The following is an 18250-nucleotide window of genomic DNA, read 5'->3' as shown; positions in this document are numbered from 1 at the left end:
TTATGAATGATCGCTACTGTCACACCCAGGCGTTTTCGTTTCTTGCCTGTGTTCAAGGAACATCTCTTTGTCGCTGTTTGGCTGTTTGAGCGACCTTTTCAATATATCATTTACTGTTTTTCTTGTCAACACTTTTTTCTTTTTTATTTTTCATAAACTACTTGTTTCAACCAGCAATAAGTATATTATCAAAAACAGCATACCTCGTCAACTATCTTTTTTTAAAAAAATAAGGCTTGGAAGTAACGATCCAAGCCTCTTCATCATCCATAACTACGGTAGTTACTCAACTAAAAATGCAAAGTACAAAATGAAAACAACAAATAAACCATACATAATTGGGTGAATTTCTTTTGCTCTACCTTTTGCAATCATTGTAATTGGATAGAAAATAAATCCGATCGCAATTCCCGTTGCGATACTGTATGTTAAAGGCATTGCAATTAATGTCAAAAAGGAAGGAACAGCAACTTCAAACCGAGTCCATTCGATCTTTCCAAGAGATGATACCATCAGCACACCAACGATAATTAACGCCGGCGCTGTAACCGGCGCCGTGACAACCGATAGCAACGGGGAGAAAAATAGCGCAAACAAAAATAACACCGCAGTAACAACGGAAGCAAAACCTGTACGTCCACCAGCCGCTACTCCCGCTGATGATTCAATATACGATGTGGTTGTTGACGTTCCTAAAATCGCCCCAACAACCGTGGCACTGGAATCAGCAAAAAGCGCTTTTCCTGCACGTGGCAATTTATTATCTTTTAACAGTCCAGCCTGATTCGCCACAGCAACGAGCGTTCCAGCTGTATCAAAGAAATCAACAAATAAAAACGTCAACACAACCGCTAACATTTTTATATTAAAAATTTCCCCCAAATGTTCAAGAGCTACTCCAAATGTAGGAGCTAAACTCGGTACAGAGCCGATGATCTTCGTTGGTACATCGATTAATCCCGAAAACATCCCAATAACAGCTGTAATGACCATTCCAATAAAAATACCACCATTTATACCACGAACCATTAAAATAACCGTAATAATAAAACCAAAAATAGCTAACAGCGTATTACCATCTGTCAAATCCCCTAAACCAACAAGAACAGCATCGTTATTAACAATAATACCTGCGTTTTGAAATCCGATAAACGTAATAAATAACCCAATTCCTGCACCAACTGCATATTTTAAATCTTCTGGAATTGAATTGATAATTTTTTCACGAATACCACTTAGCGTAAGTACAATAAAAATAAGTCCAGATACTAAAACGCCTGATAACGCGGTCTGCCAAGGGATCCCCATCGTCAATACAACAGTAAAAGCAAAGAAAGCATTTAATCCCATTCCCGGTGCAAGAGCAATAGGATAACGCGCAATCAATCCCATTAATAGCGATCCGACCGCCGCTGCAATGGCCGTCGCCGTAAATACCGCCCCTTGATCCATTCTCATTTCACTTGGCAAATCAGGCACAGCACTTAATGATAAAATCGAAGGATTGACAAATAAAATGTACGCCATAGATAAAAATGTCGTTAAACCAGCAATAATTTCCCTCTTATAGTTTGTGCCAAGCTCATCAAATTGGAAATACTTTTTGATCACTTTTAGTCCCTCCATATGTTGTAATAAAAAGAAAAACGCTTCTAGCAAACTACCAGAAGCGTTGACTATGATGCATAATGCACGAACATAGAGAGGAACCAAGCAGACTCCTCTCCCCCACATTACCCATCGTAGTCAAGCTATTTACGGTAGCTTGGTAGAGACTCTCGAGCCATATTCTCGAGATTATACGATGTATCCTCTATTTATTTCACACATACATTCTAGCAATGAAAGTGAGTGAAGTCAATATAAATAACGAACATTTTTTTTATAATTGTTTTTTTTGTTCGTTTTTACTCCCATTCGATCGTTGCTGGTGGCTTACTTGTAATGTCGTATACAACACGATTGACATGAGGCACTTCGTTTACGATGCGTGTTGAAATAGCTTCTAACACATCCCACGGAATACGTGCCCAGTCCGCTGTCATTCCATCAATTGAAGTAACTGCACGAATACCAACCGTGTAATCATACGTACGAGCATCTCCCATCACCCCGACGCTACGAATATCAGGAAGGACGGTGAAGTATTGCCAAATATCACGGTCGAGACCGGCTTTTTTAATTTCTTCCCGTAAAATCGCATCCGACTCCCGAACAATTTCTAGCTTTTCTTCTGTCACTTCACCTAATACACGAATGCCAAGTCCAGGTCCTGGAAACGGCTGGCGCCACACGATCTCGTCTGGGATACCTAACTCTGTGCCGAGTGCGCGTACTTCATCTTTGAAAAGTGTATTCAATGGTTCAATTAACTTAAATGTCATATCTTCAGGTAATCCACCAACATTATGGTGCGATTTAATCGTTTGAGCCGTCGCTGTACCACTTTCAATAATGTCCGTATAAAGCGTACCTTGTACTAAAAATTCGATGCCATCTAGCTTTGCTGCTTCGTCATCAAATACGTAAATGAACTCATTCCCAATAATTTTTCGTTTTTGCTCTGGATCGCTTACACCTTTTAATTTGTTTAAAAACCGCTCTTTTGCATCCACCTTAATGACGTTCATATGGAACCCTTCGCGGAAAGTTTTCATGACACTGTCCGCTTCTCCTTTACGAAGCAAACCGTGATCGACAAAAATGCACGTCAATTGATCACCGATGGCACGATGTACGAGAACAGCCGCTACCGATGAATCGACACCACCACTTAAAGCGCAAAGTACTTTTTTATCTCCAACAAGTTCACGAATTTTGCGCACTTCGTGATCAATAAAGCTTCCCATCGTCCAATCGCCTTTACACTCACAAATGTTAAACACGAATCGTTTTAATAGTTCATTTCCATATACTGAATGACGCACTTCTGGATGAAACTGAACGGCATAAAACTTTCTCGTTTCATCGCTCATCGCCGCAATTGGGCAAGATGGACTTGTCGCATCAATAGTAAACCCTTCCGGCGTTTTCGTCACTAAATCTCCATGACTCATCCAAACAATTTGCTCTGTCGGTAAGCTGCTGAATAGCTGAGACGCACGTTGCACCGTAATCGTTGCCTTTCCGTATTCTCGATGCGTCGCTTTTTCTACTTTTCCGCCTAAATGATGCGTCATCAGCTGCATACCATAACAAATACCTAAAATCGGAATACCTAACTGAAAAAGCGCTGGATCGCACGTAAACGCTTGTTCATCATACACGCTATTTGGTCCACCCGAAAAGACAATTCCTTTTACATTCATTTGTTGAATTTGCTCGGCCGTAATCGTATGCGGATGCAGCTCGCTGTACACACCAAACTCACGAATGCGGCGCGTAATTAACTGATTGTACTGGCTACCAAAATCTAAAACAACGATCATTTCTTGTTGACTCAAACGAAATCACCTCATCTACATATAATAAAAAAGCTAGCATTCATACCCTCTCATAAAAAAACGAAGGCAGAATTCTAGCAATATAGAACACTGCCTTCGTAGTCGGGTCATTTACGGTGTCCCGGTAGAGACTCTCGAACCATATTATCGAGGATATACGAAGGTGCGCATCTTAAATTTTAATCCATTCTACCAACTTCATTCCTCGTCGGTCAAGATGCTGTCTTTTTTATTCAATTTTCTAACAATTAATCGAACAAAATGACTTGCATATGATATACGAGCAAAATGAACGTAGGAGAATGCACATGAATCAACCGAAAGCACTGATCGGTTCATTTACTCAAGCGATAGGTACTGTTACTTCGGCCATTGCGAGCATTCCTTCTCTAAGCGACAAAAAAACAGTTTGCTCTTGATTTATGGGGAAACGTATTGCAAGCAACGGGAAATGCGCTAGAAGCAGATGCTGAAACGCCCGATACGTTAGGTGTATATGGAAATGAAATTCAAGCTATTGGAAATATTACCGTTGTCGCTGGACTGTTAAGTGAAGAAGGGAGCCGACTGGAGATTACAGGGAACTGGTTACAATCATTAGGCGGACTTATTTCATTTATAGATGATTGGGAAGATAAGCAATCATCTGTGTTAAGCCCTATCGGAAATTTACTTCAATCGATCGGCAATGCCTTACAAGCCATTGGTGGTGTATGGGAAAAACAAAAGGGCAAAGAAGAAGGGGAGACGATCGGGATTATCGGAGCATGGATTCAAGCTATCGGTTCTATTCTTTGTTTTTTAAGTCAATTAGAGGACAGGGCTACTTTCATAACAAAGGAGTAGCCCCTGTTTCTCATACTAAAAATGAGGAATCTTCTTTCCGACAATAACTAAATCTCTTTTTATCCCATCCAATTGAGCGACTTCCGGCAAATATCCCCACTTCTCAAAACCTACACTCAAAAATAGTTTCATGCTTGGCTCGTTGTGCGCAAAGATGAATCCGAGCAAAGTATCAATGCTAAACTTCGGACACTCCTCGATCACTTTAGCTAAAATCCTTTTCCCTAACCCTTTTCCTCTAAAATTTTCATGAAGATAAATACTTATTTCAGCAGTCGCATGATAGGCTGGTCTCCCGTAAAAAGATTGAAGGCTTACCCAACCACAAACTTCATCTCCATATTCCACCATCCATAAAGGTCTTTGATTAGGGTTGTGTTCCTTAAACCATTCCAATCTATCGTCTATCGATACGGGCTCTGTATCAGCAGTTACTAATCGACTTGGAATTGTCGAGTTGTAAATGCTAACGATTGTCGGTAAATCATCTATACTTGCTATTCTAAATGTAACGTCTTCTAACATAATCATACTCCTTCGCAAAATTTCGTTTAATTGTATATATCTATATTAACATTCAAACCTCATTTTCAGATGTCTAAAAATAAAAAATACCCTTACATTTTTGTAAGGGTCAGACTGTTGAAAAACGATTTTGTCAAGGACAAAATCGTTTTTCTTTTGTTAATATGTTAAAGGAAAACTATGAAGAAGGAGAGGTAGAAGTATGTACCGTCCTTTCTCCAAGTCAGAATTGAAAAAGAACAGAAAAGCGTATGAAAAAATGTACGACAAACGTCATTTACTTGTTCAAATCGATAAAGTGATGGATTGGGATTACGTGTACTCCTTATTAAAACCGTTTTATTCAGAGGACAAAGGTCGTCCATCCCTTGATCCTTTGATGTTAGTAAAAATTTTGATCATTCAATATGTTGAAGGGTTTCGTTCTGTTCGTTTCACTTGTAAACAAATTGACCAACATATCACGTACCGATGGTTTCTAGATCTTTCCATGGACGCTTCTGCTCCATGTCACTCCAGCGTTTCAAAATTTTTGCGCCATCGCGTCGATCCGAAAATATGGGAAGCATTATTTGAATATGTACTCTTACAGATTAAAAAAGAAGGCTTCTTATCCCCAGAAACATGGGCTTCAGATGAAACCGAGTTGAAAGCCAATGCGAACAAACGGAAACGCGTGAAAGTGGTTCGAAAAGTGGTAGAGAAGGAAGATGAGTACGTGTTACAGCTCGTAAATAAAAAGCGCTTACAACACAGCAAAAGACCTTTAGATCCAAAACCACCGAAAGAGGTAGAGAAAGAAGTGATTTGCAGTACCAAAGATCCCGATGCAGGGCTATCCGTCAAACATGATCCAAGAGGTTTATTTGCTTACCATGATCATCGGATTGTCGACACACTACACAATTTCATTCTGGATGCCTACGTCACATCGGCAAATGTGCCAGGACATCGTGTGCTCATTGAACGCATCGAGCGAGTCAAACAACGGGTCGGTTATACACCGGAAAATATCGTATTAGACGCAGGCTATTATAATGCACGTCTTGGACGAGAGCTCGAAGACAAAGGGATCCATGCCTATGTTTCTTATCGCCGATTTCATCGAAAGGAACATTCAAAATGTCGTTCCAGTCAATTCCGTTTAGTGAAGGAAGACGTCTATGTTTGCCCTTGTGGAGTAAAATTTCTCTATTCCACATCTACTCGATCGGGGTATCATGAATACAAACCTGATGTCAAAGGCAGTTGTGCAAATTGCCCTGCGGCGAACGGAAAAGGCGATCGCGTCTTTCGAGTCTCCGTTCATCAAGAGGTTTACCAACAAATGGAAAAACGTCGACTATCTGAAAAAGGGAAAGTTTTTCGCCTTGTTCGCCCTGCGACCATTGAACGAAGCTTTGCAGAAAGTAAAGAACTCCACGGACTTCGTTTTGCACGATACCGCGGAGTTCCATACGTACAGATTCAGGTTTGGATCACCGCCATGATCCAAAACCTCAAGAAGTGGACCAAGTTACGATCCCTTCAATCACATGGTATAGATTTAAGTTACCACAAATAAAGAAAAAAGAAAAGAAGAAAAAATTCACGAGGAAAGTGAACTTTTTCTTGACTCCCCACTTTTTCAACACTTTGTGAAAAAAACATCCTGGAGCTGCCAGGATGTTTTTTTCTATCGTCCACATAATGATTCTTTATTGTCTTTCGTGTAACGCAAAACAAAGGAAAAGATATAGAAGACAGGTGGGGCAACTGACATATGTATTTCCCTCTCACCTGCCTTCAAACAGTCAACCAAGACAAAAATAGTGAAAAGAACCTTTTTTACTGTTATAATAACTATAGCCCAAATAGATAACAGGAAAGGGACCATTTGTTGTAAGAATTAGATATAAACAAAATGGTGTTTTTATCCAAAAAAATTTTTCGACTGCTTCCTCTATAAGCAAACTACTCATCATCGATACTTCTATTCCTTCGATGACCGAATCTAAAAAAGGTCGTAGAAGGTTTATTGTTGCTCACATTTGGTAATATTAGGGTTTATTAGGTGCCATAATCCAAATGGTGCTTCAAAAACAAATAAACAATCCATAAGGAGGAATCTTTGACCATGAATATTCGAGAAATTGAACTTCCAGGAATTGGGTACAAATTTGAAATTATTACGCGAAACAAAGATAAACTTGTCATCGTGATTCATGACGATGGACGAAGAGAAATTTATCACTTTGACGCAGAGGATTATGATGAAGTCGTTAGCAGTGTGACGCTAAGCGACCAAGAAGCGAGGCAAATTGCGGGGATCATTGGAGGAATGGCATACAAACCGAAAGCACTCGAAACGGTTGAATTCGCCTTTGACGATCTAATTATCGAGTGGTTTCAAGTAGAACCGAACGCCCCTGCTGTAAATAAAAAAATTGGAGATCTTGATATTCGGAACCGCTTCGGTATCACCGTTATCGCTATCAAAAAGAAACATTCCCAAAAATCTCATAATCCGGGTTCCAATACATTGATTGAAGTCGGGGATACATTGGTCATGTCTGGAGAAAGACAACAAATAAAGGAGATCATTAATCAGCTACTATCAAATAAGGAGTGATGTAGATAAATGAACTACTTAGTATTGGAAGTGGGAACAGCGCTCGTTTTAGTTGCTATTGGATCCATCATTGCCAATAAATTAAACTTCTCCATTATCCCGTTTTTGATCATTATCGGCATGCTGGTTGGTCCTCATGCCCCCACGATTGGGATTATTGACCTCACCTTTATTGAAAGTAATGAAATTATCCAGTTTTTAGGGAGGATCGGGGTACTTTTTTTGCTGTTTTATTTGGGGCTTGAATTTTCTGTCGGCAAACTGATTAGGTCCGGAAAAAACATTGTGGTTGGTGGCACCATCTATGTCATAATGAACTTTGTTTTAGGATTGCTTTACGGCAAGGCCGTCGGAATGCCATGGATGGAAACGCTTCTGATTGCCGGGCTCCTCAGTGTATCATCAAGTGCCATCGTGGCTAAAGTGCTTGTCGATTTAAAGAGAACGGCCAATCCTGAAACAGAGCTCATTTTAGGGATGATCCTTTTTGATGATATCTTCCTTGCCTTATTTTTGACGACGATGTCAGGTGTTTTGCTAGCTGGCTCCACCTCCCTTTTTGGAATCAGCCTATCTGTTTTCACATCTGTCGCTTATATGTTGCTATTTTTTATCATCGCTCGAAAAGGTGCCCCTCTACTGAACAAATGGTTAAATATCAAATCCGATGAAATATTTATCATCGTCATCTTTGCTACTCTCTTCTTTGTTGCCGGCTTTTCCGAAACGATTCACGTCGCTGAAGCCATCGGAGCCTTACTGCTCGGGCTTGTCTTTTCGGAGACGGAACACCGTGATCGAATCGCACATTTAGTTGTTCCATTCCGTGACTTCTTTGGAGCTATTTTTTTCTTTAGTTTCGGTTTGGGTATTGAACCGTCAACCTTAATTCATGTGTTTTGGTTATCATTAGGGGCCGTTATCGTCACTCTAATAGCAAATATCGTGGCAGGGATGATCGCTGGGAGAAGGGCTGGATTGTCCTACAAAGCCTCTACAAACATTGGTTTGACGATCACTGCGCGTGGGGAATTTTCCATTATCGTTGCGAATCTGGGGATTACAGCGGGGTTAAACCCTATATTAACTCCTTTTACCGCACTTTACGTTCTCATGCTCGCGATATTGGGACCGCTCTTTGCTAAAGAAAGCAAAAGTATATATAAACTACTCAATAAAGTATTTAAATGGGATAAGAAGGTAATAAAAGAGAAGCAGAAGGAACGACTGGAAACTTCGGAAAAATAATAGCATCTGCAACGCCTTCTTTACCATTCGCTTACTTCAGATCTATCTCTTATTTGCTTCCCCCGAGTGGACGCTCAGTTACCGGACAAGCGGCAACTCGGGGACGTATTCATGCAACCGATCAGTCTAAAAGACGTTTACATTCCAAAAGAAGACCTCTCTATGCAAATACTGTAGACTCCGTTTATTCTCTTCCCTCTATCCAAAAAGAAAAGGAACACCGGGGTCACTCCCAGTGTTCCTTGTTTTTTTATAGGGATTACATCATGCCGCCCATGTCAGGCATGCCAGGTGTGTTTTTGTTTTCTTCTGGTTTGTCAGCAACGACTGCCTCAGTTGTTAAGAACATAGCGGCAACAGATGCTGCGTTTTGAAGTGCAGAGCGAGTTACTTTTGTTGGGTCAACGATACCTGCTTCGATCATGTCAACCCACTCGCCAGTTGCTGCGTTGAAGCCGATGCCAGGTTTTTCTGTTTTTAAGCGTTCTACGATGACAGAGCCTTCTAAACCAGCGTTTTGCGCGATTTGACGAACTGGCTCTTCAATCGCACGAAGAACGATTTTCACACCAGTTGCTTCGTCGCCTTCAGCTTCAATGGCTGCAACTTTGCTGTATACGTTCATTAACGCTGTACCACCGCCGGCAACGATACCTTCTTCAACTGCCGCACGTGTTGCGTTTAATGCGTCTTCAATGCGTAATTTACGCTCTTTTAATTCTGTTTCTGTTGCAGCACCAACTTTGATTACCGCAACGCCACCAGCTAATTTCGCTAAGCGCTCTTGTAATTTTTCACGGTCAAATTCAGAAGTTGTTTCTTCTAATTGTGCACGAATTTGGTTGATGCGTGCTTGAATGTCTTCGGCACGACCAGCGCCATCAACGATTGTTGTATGTTCTTTTGTTACAACAACTTTCGCTGCACGACCAAGGGAAGCAATTGTTGTTGATTTCAATTCGCGACCTAACTCTTCTGTGATAACTTCGCCACCTGTTAAGATCGCGATATCTTGAAGCATCGCTTTGCGACGATCACCGAAGCCAGGCGCTTTAACTGCAACAGCTGTGAATGTACCACGAAGTTTGTTCACAACTAATGTTGCAAGCGCTTCGCCTTCTACATCTTCAGCAATAATTAACAATGGCTTACCTTGTTGAACAACTTGCTCTAATACAGGAAGAAGTTCTTGAATGCTTGAAACTTTTTTATCTGTAATTAAGATGTATGGATTTTCCAATACAGCTTCCATTTTATCAGAGTCTGTAACCATGTATGGAGATACATAACCACGGTCAAATTGCATACCTTCCACAACATCTAATTCTGTTGTGAAACCTTTAGACTCTTCTAATGTAATGACGCCATCTTTACCAACACGTTCCATCGCTTCAGCGATAAGTTGACCAACTTCTTCGTCAGCTGCAGAAATAGCTGCAACTTGAGCAATGGAGTCTTTGCCTTCGATCGGTTTCGAGATCGCTTTTAATTCTTCCACAGCGACCGCAACAGCTTTTTCAATACCTTTGCGAATGCCCATTGGGTTCGCACCAGCTGTTACGTTTTTCAACCCTTCGCGAATCATCGCTTGCGCTAATACAGTCGCTGTTGTTGTACCGTCACCAGCAACATCATTTGTTTTGCTTGCTACTTCCGCAACAAGCTTTGCACCCATATTTTCAAACGGATCTTCTAATTCAATTTCTTTTGCGATTGTTACACCGTCATTTGTAATTAATGGAGAACCGAACTTTTTCTCTAATACAACGTTACGACCTTTTGGACCTAATGTTACTTTTACTGCATCAGCTAATTTATCTACACCGCGTAACATCGCACGACGAGCTTCTTCGCTGAATTTAATTTCTTTTGCCATACATCTTACCCCCTTGATGATGATTTTTTTTGTTAAGTATTTTTGTACGCTTTATATGTTATCAGGCGAACGATTAACCAATCACAGCTAAAATGTCACTTTCACGCAAAATTAAGTATTCTTTTCCATCATATTTTACTTCTGTACCCGCATATTTTGAGAAGATGATGCGGTCACCAACGCTTACCTCTGGAGCTACGCGCTCACCATTATCAAGAACGCGACCTGAACCAACTGCCACAACTTTTCCTTCTTGTGGTTTTTCTTTTGCTGTGTCTGGTAAGACAATTCCGCTCGCTGTTTTTTCTTCAGTTTGAATTAATTCAATGACAATACGATCGCCTAGTGGCTTCAACACGGCAAACGACCTCCTTAATTAGATTTTCGTTCCGTTATTAGCACTCATTCTTATTGAGTGCTAACACACTTATTATATTAATGAACTTTTTTCAATTTTGCAAGTAGGAAGTTAAAAATTTTTCAATACATATTTCCCTCTTTCATTATGTCTTTCCTTTCGAAATTCATACAAAAAATATGGTAAAATGAAAAAGTATTTATTTTGTAAAAAGGGGTTGACCATGTGAAAAAACAATATCGGTATGTCATCATTACATATATCGCCATGCAGCTATCGAGCTTAGTCGGCGTCCCTTTACTTGCACATAGCGGCTTTGTCAACGCATCAAATAAAGAAATAGCTTTTTCGATCGCTTCTGGTTATTGGGCTGTTATTAGTTTCTCGATTGCTCTTTTTCTCGTTCTTTATTTTATGAAAGAAGATATGAAATACTCATATGATCGCCATCAAGCATCGATTGGCATGTCATTCTTTTGGGCAATTGGGGGGTTTTTGCTCGCTCTTTTCGCCCAAGGCGTTGCAGCAAACATCGAAGTACACCTCTTTGGGGTCGAAATGGGGTCCGAGAACACGAGACGGATCGTCGAAATGGTCAAACTTACACCAGCTCTTATGCTCGTCACTTCAATCGTTGGTCCAGTTTTAGAAGAAATCATTTTTCGAAAAATTATTTTCGGAACGCTGTATCAAAAATATAACTTTTTCTTATCAGCCATCATCAGCTCGCTTTTATTTGCTGTTGTTCATTTAGAGTTCGAACATTTGCTTCTTTATGCAACGATGGGATTTGTATTTGCTTTCCTATATGTCAAAACAAAGCGTATTATCGTACCTATTGCAGCACATGTACTGATGAACACCTTTGTCGTTGCAATTCAAACATTATTTGCTGAAGAAATCGAAAGCATTATGCGTGAGGCAGAACGAATGCAATTCGTAATTTGGAGGCTGTTTTCATGAAGTCTGAACCGTTGTTTTATTTTCTCACTGGCATTTTATTTACTTATTTTGCTGTCCATACCGCCGATGATGGTATTTGGGACATCACAACGATGCTATTTATTTTAATTGCTACATTTGATTTCGGCGCAGGAATTCGTTCTTTACGAAAAAAAACCTCCCGCTCGTAAACGGGAGGTTTACTCATTTCCGTAATGTTTTAAAAAGTAAACGAGTGACTGCAATTCGACCGCTAAATCAATATGGTGAACACGAATATGTTCTGGCACATGCAAGCGAGCAGGCGTAAAGTTTAAAATCCCTTTAATGCCTTTTTGAACAAGTCGGTCAGTAATCGGCTGGGCAACTTGAGCAGGAACGGTTAAAATCGCTACCGTAATCCCTCCAAGCTTTTCTTCCAATTCATCTAAATGATAAACCGGAACCCCTCCGACTTTTGTTCCCACTTTATCCGGATCAACATCGAACGCCATTACGATTTTCGTATTGTTATTTTTGCTAAAATTGTAGTTCAAAAATGCTGTCCCTAAATTACCGACGCCAAATAACGCTACTTCTGTCGTTTCATCTTGGTCTAACGTTTTTCGGAAAAACGACAGCAAATAATTCACATTATATCCGTATCCTTTTTTTCCAAGCGCACCAAAGTATGAAAAATCACGGCGAATCGTTGCTGAATCGACTTTTACAGCTTCGCTTAACTCCGCTGAAGATACACGTTGCTTGCCTGATGCATGCAAGTTTTTCAAAAAACGATAGTACAACGGTAGTCGCTTTGCGGTCGCCTGCGGAATTTTTGGTTGTTCATTATTCACGAGTCAATCCCCCACATTTCCTTTCACAAATAGTTAGCGCTTTCATTTTTCTCTCCTATACGTCTAAAAAATTCTCCCCACTTCTAAACTATACACTATTTTTTTCATTCTGTCTTTCCTTTGTACCCTTTATTATTATTTTTGTCAAATTTGTTATTCGTACACTAGTGTTGCCGAATATCAAGAAAGTACGTTACACTATCAAAAGAAGATTGAGGTGAGAAAGAATGATCATTTTACAAGTAAATCAACTATCCAAATCATATGGAGCGGAACAAGTTTTATCAGACATTAAGCTTGAAATACAAGAAAAAGACCGTATTGCGTTAGTTGGAAGAAATGGCGCGGGAAAATCGACATTATTAAAAATCATTGCCGGACAGTTGTCATACGACACAGGCGAAATCATTAAACCGAAACACGTAACGATCGGTTATTTAGATCAATATACAGGGTTGCAAGCTCATCGTTCCATTTGGGAAGAAATGCTCGATGTGTTTGCCCCGCTACAACAAATGGAAAAACAATTACGCGAACTAGAACAACAAATGAGTTTACATGATGCTGACTATGAGCGCCTACTTGAGCAATATGATCGTTTACAAACAGAATTCAAAGAAAAAGGCGGCTATCAATATGAAGCAGATATTCGTTCGGTTCTTCATGGTCTCCGCTTCCCACAGTACGATTATACGACAAAAGTATCTACATTAAGCGGTGGACAGCGGACGAGGCTAGCGCTTGGTAAACTGCTCCTTACAAGGCCCGATTTGCTCATTTTAGACGAACCGACAAACCATTTAGATATGGAAACGTTGCAATGGCTTGAACAATATTTAAAAAATTACGATGGGGCCATTCTTATCGTCTCCCACGATCGCTATTTTCTTGACCAAATCGTGACACAAGTGTATGAACTATCACGCACAAAAATAAAAAAATATGTCGGAAACTATACAAGCTACTTACAACAACGTGCTGAACAATTTGAACAACAACTAAAATTGTATGAAAAACAACAAGAGGAAATTACAAAATTAAAAGATTTTATTCAACGCAACATCGCTCGTGCATCAACAACGAAGCGAGCACAAAGCCGTAGAAAACAATTAGAAAAAATGAATATCATCGACAAGCCACTCGGTGATGAAAAATCGGCATCGTTTCGTTTCGAAATCGAACGCCCAAGCGGAAACGACGTGCTGACAGCTAACAACTTAGCAATCGGTTACGATCACATCATCGCAACAAACCTTTCATTCCGTATCACTCGCGGAGATAGTATTGCGCTAATTGGACCCAATGGAATTGGAAAATCAACTCTTTTAAAAACGATCATCAAACAACTCCATCCAAAACAAGGAGAAATACGCTACGGAACAAACGTACAAATTGGCTATTATGATCAAGAACAAGCACAATTAACATCAAACAAACGAGTGATCGACGAACTGTGGGACGAAGATCGATTAAGAACAGAGAAAGAAATTCGGACCATTCTCGGCAACTTTTTATTTTCTGGTGACGACGTATTGAAGCCTGTTCAGACGTTAAGCGGTGGAGAAAAAGCGCGACTCGCTCTCGCTAAACTCATGATGAAGAAAGCAAACGTATTAGTTTTAGATGAACCGACAAACCATTTGGATTTAGATAGCAAAGAAGTGCTAGAACAAGCGCTCATAGAATACCCAGGAACAATTATATTCGTTTCACACGATCGTTATTTTATTAACAAAATTGCAACAAAAATATATGAGTTATCCACAGACGGTCTTGTTGAGTATTTAGGGGACTATGATTATTACGTAGCAAAAAAAGCAGAGCTGCTTGAGCTTGGACAAATTAGCCAAAAAACTAAAACGGGCGAATCGTTGTCACCAAAACGTTCGTACGAAGAAGAAAAAGAACGAAAAAAATTAGAACGACAACGACAACGAAAAATCGAACAGCTAGAAACGGAAATGGAGCAAATCGAACAACAAATTGCTACGTATGAACAACAATTATATGATCCTTCCTGTTACAACGACTATGAAAAAGCTCGAGACACACAAGCGCACATTGACGCCCTAAAACAAAAATTTGATGAACTATTCGAACAGTGGGAACGTTTACAACAATAATAATGGGCTAGCTCCACTTGTGGACTAGCCCCATCTTTTTACACAAACATATCCACAGAAAAAACACCTAAATATAAGTTATTCACGGACTTTTCCACATTATCCACAACAACAAAAGAAAAATCCCCCATTTTGTTGTGGTTAACTTGTTATGATAAAATAACATACAATCAACGTTTTCCACATTATTCACATGTATGTGGATAAAATAATCCACAACAAGCTGAATTGTTCTTAGAAAAATTCGTATGACAATTAGAAAAAGGTGCCCCATTGCTTTTGGGACACCTTCTTACTATAACAGTAAACTTGGGTTTGCATTTAATGCCATGGTGGCACGCTTTCCTTGTTGAAATAATACTGTTCCCGCTGCTGCAATCATCGCTGCATTATCTGTACAAAGCGACAACGGCGGGATAACTAACTCGACTTCTGGCAGTTGATTCATTTGTTTTTGTAATTGTGTACGTAACCCTTCATTTGCCGCCACACCGCCAGCCAGCAATATTTGTTTTACGCTGTAATGCATGGCTGCTTCGATTGTTTTTCTCACTAATACCTCAACGACACTTGCTTGAAAACTTGCCGCCATATCTTCAGGTCGGATCATTTCTCCACGTTGCTTTGCATTGTGCAACGTGTTAATAACCGCTGATTTTAATCCACTAAAACTAAAATCATACGAACCTTCTTCTAACCACGCGCGCGGTAAATCAATAATTGGTTTCCCTTGTTTCGCTAAACGATCGATATGAGGTCCCCCTGGATAAGGGAGTTGCAAGGCCCGGGCAACTTTGTCATACGCTTCTCCAGCCGCATCATCACGCGTTTCTCCAATCACCTCAAATATCCCATGCTCTTTCATGTAAATGAGCTCTGTATGACCTCCAGACACAACAAGCGCCAGAAGCGGAAATTTCATTTCTTGTACAAGTTGATTTGCGTAAATATGTCCTGCGATATGGTGCACGCCAACAAGCGGAATGCGATGTGCAAAAGCCAACGCTTTCGCCGCATTTACACCAATCAATAACGCCCCAACTAATCCCGGTCCTTCTGTTACTGCAATCGCGTCAAGTTGACTTATATCCATATTTGCCTGTTTCATCGTTTCTTCTAACACGAGCGTAATTTGTTCAACATGGTGACGGGAGGCAATTTCAGGAACGACTCCTCCAAATCGTTGATGGCTTTCCATTTGTGAAGCGACAACGTTAGCTACAATTTCACGTCCGTTTTTCACAATGGCCACCGCTGTTTCATCGCAACTTGTTTCAATTCCAAGGACAAACATATCTTTTTTATTCATAAATTCACCCACATTACTAATGCATCTTCTTGATTATCCGAATAGTATCTTTTACGAATACCTCCATTTAAAAAACCAAGTTTCCGATACAATGACTGTGCAACGATATTCGATACTCGCACCTCTAACGTCATTGTTTTTGTCCCCTCTTCTCTCGCCAACGCCATCGCCTGTTTCATTAGTGCTTCTCCTAATTTTTTCCCGCGAAACTCCGGTAATACTGCAATGTTTGTAATATGTGCCTCATCCATGACCAGCCACATGCCACAATAACCAATGATTTGTCCATCATGCTCCATCACAATGTAACGAGCATACGGATTATTCGTTAATTCTTGGTGAAAAGAGGAACGACTCCACGGCAGTGTAAATGAACGCTGCTCAATTTCTACAATACGATCAAGATCTTGAATCGTCATAAAACGGAAAGAAACATTCACTTAACATTCCGTCCTTTCTTGCTGACGAGCAAGCCAATTCGCTTCTGCCTCTGCTAAACGAATATAGTTTGGAACAAACGTATGAACATCTTCTGGTTCACGGTTCATTCCTAACCATGCAAGTTCGCTTGGGCGTGGATTGTGAAGTGTCGCTGAAGCTACTTGAACAGAACGACCTAGTACTTCAACAAACGTAGCTTCGTGTAGTACACTATCATTTCCAACTAATAAAATGGATTGATCATATGCTTTTAATTCATTTGCCCAATCAGTAGCTAAAATGACTTGATCCGCTACGATCGATTGCACGTGATCTCCTTCTACTTTGTAAAGACCGGTATAAATTTGTCCGCGTCGAGCGTCCATTAATGGAACAATAAGCCCGCCAAAATACTTCGCATTTGCTGCCATCACTTCTAAACTCGATACACCAACAAGTGGAATGTTTAGCGTCCAAGCCAAAGTTTTAGCAATCGTCACCCCAATGCGAACCCCTGTATATGATCCAGGACCTTTGGCGACAACAATACGGTCAAGATCTTGAGGGTTCACATCACATTCTTGCAAAAGTGATTCAATGGCAGGCATCACTCGGATCGAATGATTTTTTTTCAAATTCGTAATCATTTCCCCTTTGACAATTTGCCCATCAACGACAGCGACTCCCATAACAAATGTGGATGTATCAATGGCTAGCACTTTCATCGTTAAAAATCTCCTCACATAACTGTTCGTAACGTTGACCAATCGGTGAAAATCGAATGATTCGACTTCCCCCATCCATATGGTGAATGTTAATATGTAAACGTTCCGTTGGTAAATATGGTTCTATTAAATGAGCCCACTCAACAACGGTTACACCATCACCAAAAAAATATTCCTCAAATCCTAAATCTTCTTCACTTTCTGCTAAACGATATACATCCATATGATATAAAGGGATACGCCCTTCATATTGCTTTATAATAGTGAAAGTTGGGCTACTTACATTGCGGTCAATTCCTAATCCTTTAGCTAATCCTTTTGTAAACGTTGTTTTTCCTGCTCCTAAATCACCTTCTAACGTAATAACGTCTTGTGGCTGAACATACTGAGCAAGTTTCATCGCTAATGCTAACGTATCTTCAGGATGATGTGATACATATTCATATGTTTTCATCGCTCATTCCCCTAATTAAGTAAAATCAACATACAAAAAAGACCTTAGGATCACTCTCCTAAGGAAATGCTACACATATAAGTGTACACGAAAACAAATCATAACGCAAAAAAGGCATAAAAAAATACGAAACTTACACTGTTTCGTTTCATTAATCTATCTTCATCTTCGAATATTGGTTGCGGGGGCAGGATTTGAACCTGCGACCTTCGGGTTATGAGCCCGACGAGCTACCTGGCTGCTCCACCCCGCGGCAATAGGAAATAACTAAAAGGTTTATCGAATGGAACAGAATCCTCTTAAAAAACTGGCCGTCCCGCTCTCAATTAGTATATTCAAGTAGTGATTCGAGCGGTACGCTGATGTGAACTCACAGAGGTGAATTCGTTCGTGCTCCACCCCGCGGCAATACAAAATAAATATAATAATGCCCGGCAACGTCCTACTCTCGCAGGCGGTGTCCCGCCAACTACCATCGGCGCTGGAGAGCTTAACTTCCGTGTTCGGGATGGGAACGGGTGTGACCTCTCCGCC

The 18250-nt window shown here is 40.3% G+C and carries 17 protein-coding genes, 1 tRNA gene, 1 rRNA gene and 2 riboswitches; of the genes, 7 read left to right on the top strand and 12 right to left on the bottom strand.

The features are described 5' to 3' along the window. Positions 1 to 282: 282 nt before the first annotated feature. Both BO219_RS13250 and guaA read right to left on the bottom strand, forming a co-directional pair. Positions 283 to 1608, bottom strand: coding sequence for an NCS2 family permease (locus BO219_RS13250; RefSeq protein WP_158074599.1), 1326 nt, complete (start codon positions 1606 to 1608; stop codon positions 283 to 285). A 115-nt stretch (positions 1609 to 1723) separates the two neighbouring features. Then, positions 1724 to 1825, bottom strand: a riboswitch (purine riboswitch). 82 nt (positions 1826 to 1907) lie between these two features. Next, positions 1908 to 3428: a glutamine-hydrolyzing GMP synthase gene (gene guaA, locus BO219_RS13245; RefSeq protein WP_077429873.1), complete on the bottom strand. Its 1521-nt coding sequence runs from the start codon at positions 3426 to 3428 to the stop codon at positions 1908 to 1910. 94 nt (positions 3429 to 3522) lie between these two features. Then, positions 3523 to 3624: riboswitch (purine riboswitch) on the bottom strand. 254 nt (positions 3625 to 3878) lie between these two features. Between guaA and BO219_RS13240 the strand changes: the two genes are divergently transcribed. Then, positions 3879 to 4289, top strand: coding sequence for a DUF6944 family repetitive protein (locus BO219_RS13240; protein ID WP_309138156.1), 411 nt, complete (start codon positions 3879 to 3881; stop codon positions 4287 to 4289). 15 nt (positions 4290 to 4304) lie between these two features. Here BO219_RS13240 and BO219_RS13235 read toward each other — a convergent pair whose 3' ends face one another. Next, on the bottom strand, positions 4305 to 4814 hold the full coding sequence (locus tag BO219_RS13235; RefSeq protein ID WP_077429872.1) for a GNAT family N-acetyltransferase: 510 nt from the start codon (positions 4812 to 4814) through the stop codon (positions 4305 to 4307). Between the two features lie 202 nt (positions 4815 to 5016). On the opposite strand from BO219_RS13235, the gene BO219_RS13230 reads away from it, so the two are divergent. From BO219_RS13230 to BO219_RS13220, 3 genes are all read left to right on the top strand, one after another. Next, positions 5017 to 6378 carry an IS1182 family transposase gene (locus BO219_RS13230; protein ID WP_077429871.1) on the top strand — a complete coding sequence of 454 codons (1362 nt, stop codon included), beginning with the start codon at positions 5017 to 5019 and terminating at the stop codon, positions 6376 to 6378. Positions 6379 to 6930: 552 nt separating this feature from the next. Beyond that, positions 6931 to 7425, top strand: coding sequence for a cation:proton antiporter regulatory subunit (locus tag BO219_RS13225; protein ID WP_077429870.1), 495 nt, complete (start codon positions 6931 to 6933; stop codon positions 7423 to 7425). A 9-nt stretch (positions 7426 to 7434) separates the two neighbouring features. Beyond that, positions 7435 to 8673: a cation:proton antiporter gene (locus tag BO219_RS13220; protein ID WP_077429869.1), complete on the top strand. Its 1239-nt coding sequence runs from the start codon at positions 7435 to 7437 to the stop codon at positions 8671 to 8673. A 259-nt stretch (positions 8674 to 8932) separates the two neighbouring features. Here BO219_RS13220 and groL read toward each other — a convergent pair whose 3' ends face one another. After that, positions 8933 to 10549, bottom strand: coding sequence for a chaperonin GroEL (gene groL / locus BO219_RS13215; protein WP_077429868.1), 1617 nt, complete (start codon positions 10547 to 10549; stop codon positions 8933 to 8935). A 73-nt stretch (positions 10550 to 10622) separates the two neighbouring features. Next, positions 10623 to 10907 carry a co-chaperone GroES gene (groES, locus tag BO219_RS13210; RefSeq protein WP_004888755.1) on the bottom strand — a complete coding sequence of 95 codons (285 nt, stop codon included), beginning with the start codon at positions 10905 to 10907 and terminating at the stop codon, positions 10623 to 10625. Between the two features lie 225 nt (positions 10908 to 11132). Between groES and BO219_RS13205 the strand changes: the two genes are divergently transcribed. Both BO219_RS13205 and BO219_RS13200 read left to right on the top strand, forming a co-directional pair. Continuing rightward, the gene (locus BO219_RS13205) at positions 11133 to 11870 is read left to right on the top strand and encodes a CPBP family intramembrane glutamic endopeptidase (RefSeq protein ID WP_077429867.1); all 738 of its coding nucleotides are present in this window, start codon (positions 11133 to 11135) and stop codon (positions 11868 to 11870) included. Continuing rightward, the gene (locus tag BO219_RS13200; RefSeq protein ID WP_006323911.1) at positions 11867 to 12040 is read left to right on the top strand and encodes a YdiK family protein; all 174 of its coding nucleotides are present in this window, start codon (positions 11867 to 11869) and stop codon (positions 12038 to 12040) included. Before BO219_RS13205 ends, BO219_RS13200 begins: the two co-directional genes overlap by 4 nt. A gap of 9 nt (positions 12041 to 12049) precedes the next feature. On the opposite strand, the gene BO219_RS13195 is transcribed toward BO219_RS13200, so the two are convergent. Beyond that, on the bottom strand, positions 12050 to 12685 hold the full coding sequence (locus tag BO219_RS13195; protein ID WP_006323910.1) for a redox-sensing transcriptional repressor Rex: 636 nt from the start codon (positions 12683 to 12685) through the stop codon (positions 12050 to 12052). A gap of 227 nt (positions 12686 to 12912) precedes the next feature. On the opposite strand from BO219_RS13195, the gene BO219_RS13190 reads away from it, so the two are divergent. Continuing rightward, entirely contained in the window at positions 12913 to 14808 is a 1896-nt protein-coding gene (locus BO219_RS13190; protein ID WP_077429866.1) for an ABC-F family ATP-binding cassette domain-containing protein, read from the top strand. A 295-nt stretch (positions 14809 to 15103) separates the two neighbouring features. On the opposite strand, the gene tsaD is transcribed toward BO219_RS13190, so the two are convergent. The 6 genes from tsaD to rrf all read right to left on the bottom strand — a co-directional run. Next, on the bottom strand, positions 15104 to 16117 hold the full coding sequence (gene tsaD, locus BO219_RS13180; RefSeq protein ID WP_077429864.1) for a tRNA (adenosine(37)-N6)-threonylcarbamoyltransferase complex transferase subunit TsaD: 1014 nt from the start codon (positions 16115 to 16117) through the stop codon (positions 15104 to 15106). After that, on the bottom strand, positions 16114 to 16557 hold the full coding sequence (gene rimI, locus BO219_RS13175) for a ribosomal protein S18-alanine N-acetyltransferase (protein ID WP_077429863.1): 444 nt from the start codon (positions 16555 to 16557) through the stop codon (positions 16114 to 16116). Before rimI ends, tsaD begins: the two co-directional genes overlap by 4 nt. Then, positions 16558 to 17262, bottom strand: coding sequence for a tRNA (adenosine(37)-N6)-threonylcarbamoyltransferase complex dimerization subunit type 1 TsaB (gene tsaB, locus BO219_RS13170; protein ID WP_077429862.1), 705 nt, complete (start codon positions 17260 to 17262; stop codon positions 16558 to 16560). Next, a complete protein-coding gene (tsaE, locus tag BO219_RS13165; protein ID WP_077429861.1) occupies positions 17243 to 17716 on the bottom strand; it encodes a tRNA (adenosine(37)-N6)-threonylcarbamoyltransferase complex ATPase subunit type 1 TsaE in 474 nt (157 codons plus the stop codon). Before tsaE ends, tsaB begins: the two co-directional genes overlap by 20 nt. A gap of 176 nt (positions 17717 to 17892) precedes the next feature. Beyond that, positions 17893 to 17969 (bottom strand) — tRNA-Met (locus tag BO219_RS13160). 176 nt (positions 17970 to 18145) lie between these two features. Then, positions 18146 to 18250: ribosomal RNA gene (rrf, locus tag BO219_RS13155) — 5S ribosomal RNA — on the bottom strand; the annotation flags it as partial.

The organism is Anoxybacillus kestanbolensis, from assembly GCF_001996285.1.
Taxonomy (GTDB): Bacteria; Bacillota; Bacilli; order Bacillales; family Anoxybacillaceae; genus Anoxybacillus; species Anoxybacillus kestanbolensis_A.
Note: the sequence above shows the minus strand (reverse complement) of the source record. Positions and strands in the feature narration are given on the sequence as shown.

What these genes read in the sequence shown, in the direction of transcription:
- BO219_RS13190 (WP_077429866.1), top strand. Translation starts at nt 12,913, where the DNA reads ATGATCATTTTACAAGTAAATCAACTATCCAAATCATATGGAGCGGAA.
- BO219_RS13225 (WP_077429870.1), top strand. Translation starts at nt 6,931, where the DNA reads ATGAATATTCGAGAAATTGAACTTCCAGGAATTGGGTACAAATTTGAA.
- BO219_RS13235 (WP_077429872.1), bottom strand. Translation starts at nt 4,814, where the DNA reads ATGTTAGAAGACGTTACATTTAGAATAGCAAGTATAGATGATTTACCG.
- BO219_RS13200 (WP_006323911.1), top strand. Translation starts at nt 11,867, where the DNA reads ATGAAGTCTGAACCGTTGTTTTATTTTCTCACTGGCATTTTATTTACT.
- BO219_RS13220 (WP_077429869.1), top strand. Translation starts at nt 7,435, where the DNA reads ATGAACTACTTAGTATTGGAAGTGGGAACAGCGCTCGTTTTAGTTGCT.
- tsaE (WP_077429861.1), bottom strand. Translation starts at nt 17,716, where the DNA reads ATGAAAACATATGAATATGTATCACATCATCCTGAAGATACGTTAGCA.
- BO219_RS13230 (WP_077429871.1), top strand. Translation starts at nt 5,017, where the DNA reads ATGTACCGTCCTTTCTCCAAGTCAGAATTGAAAAAGAACAGAAAAGCG.
- tsaD (WP_077429864.1), bottom strand. Translation starts at nt 16,117, where the DNA reads ATGAATAAAAAAGATATGTTTGTCCTTGGAATTGAAACAAGTTGCGAT.
- guaA (WP_077429873.1), bottom strand. Translation starts at nt 3,428, where the DNA reads ATGATCGTTGTTTTAGATTTTGGTAGCCAGTACAATCAGTTAATTACG.
- groL (WP_077429868.1), bottom strand. Translation starts at nt 10,549, where the DNA reads ATGGCAAAAGAAATTAAATTCAGCGAAGAAGCTCGTCGTGCGATGTTA.
- tsaB (WP_077429862.1), bottom strand. Translation starts at nt 17,262, where the DNA reads ATGAAAGTGCTAGCCATTGATACATCCACATTTGTTATGGGAGTCGCT.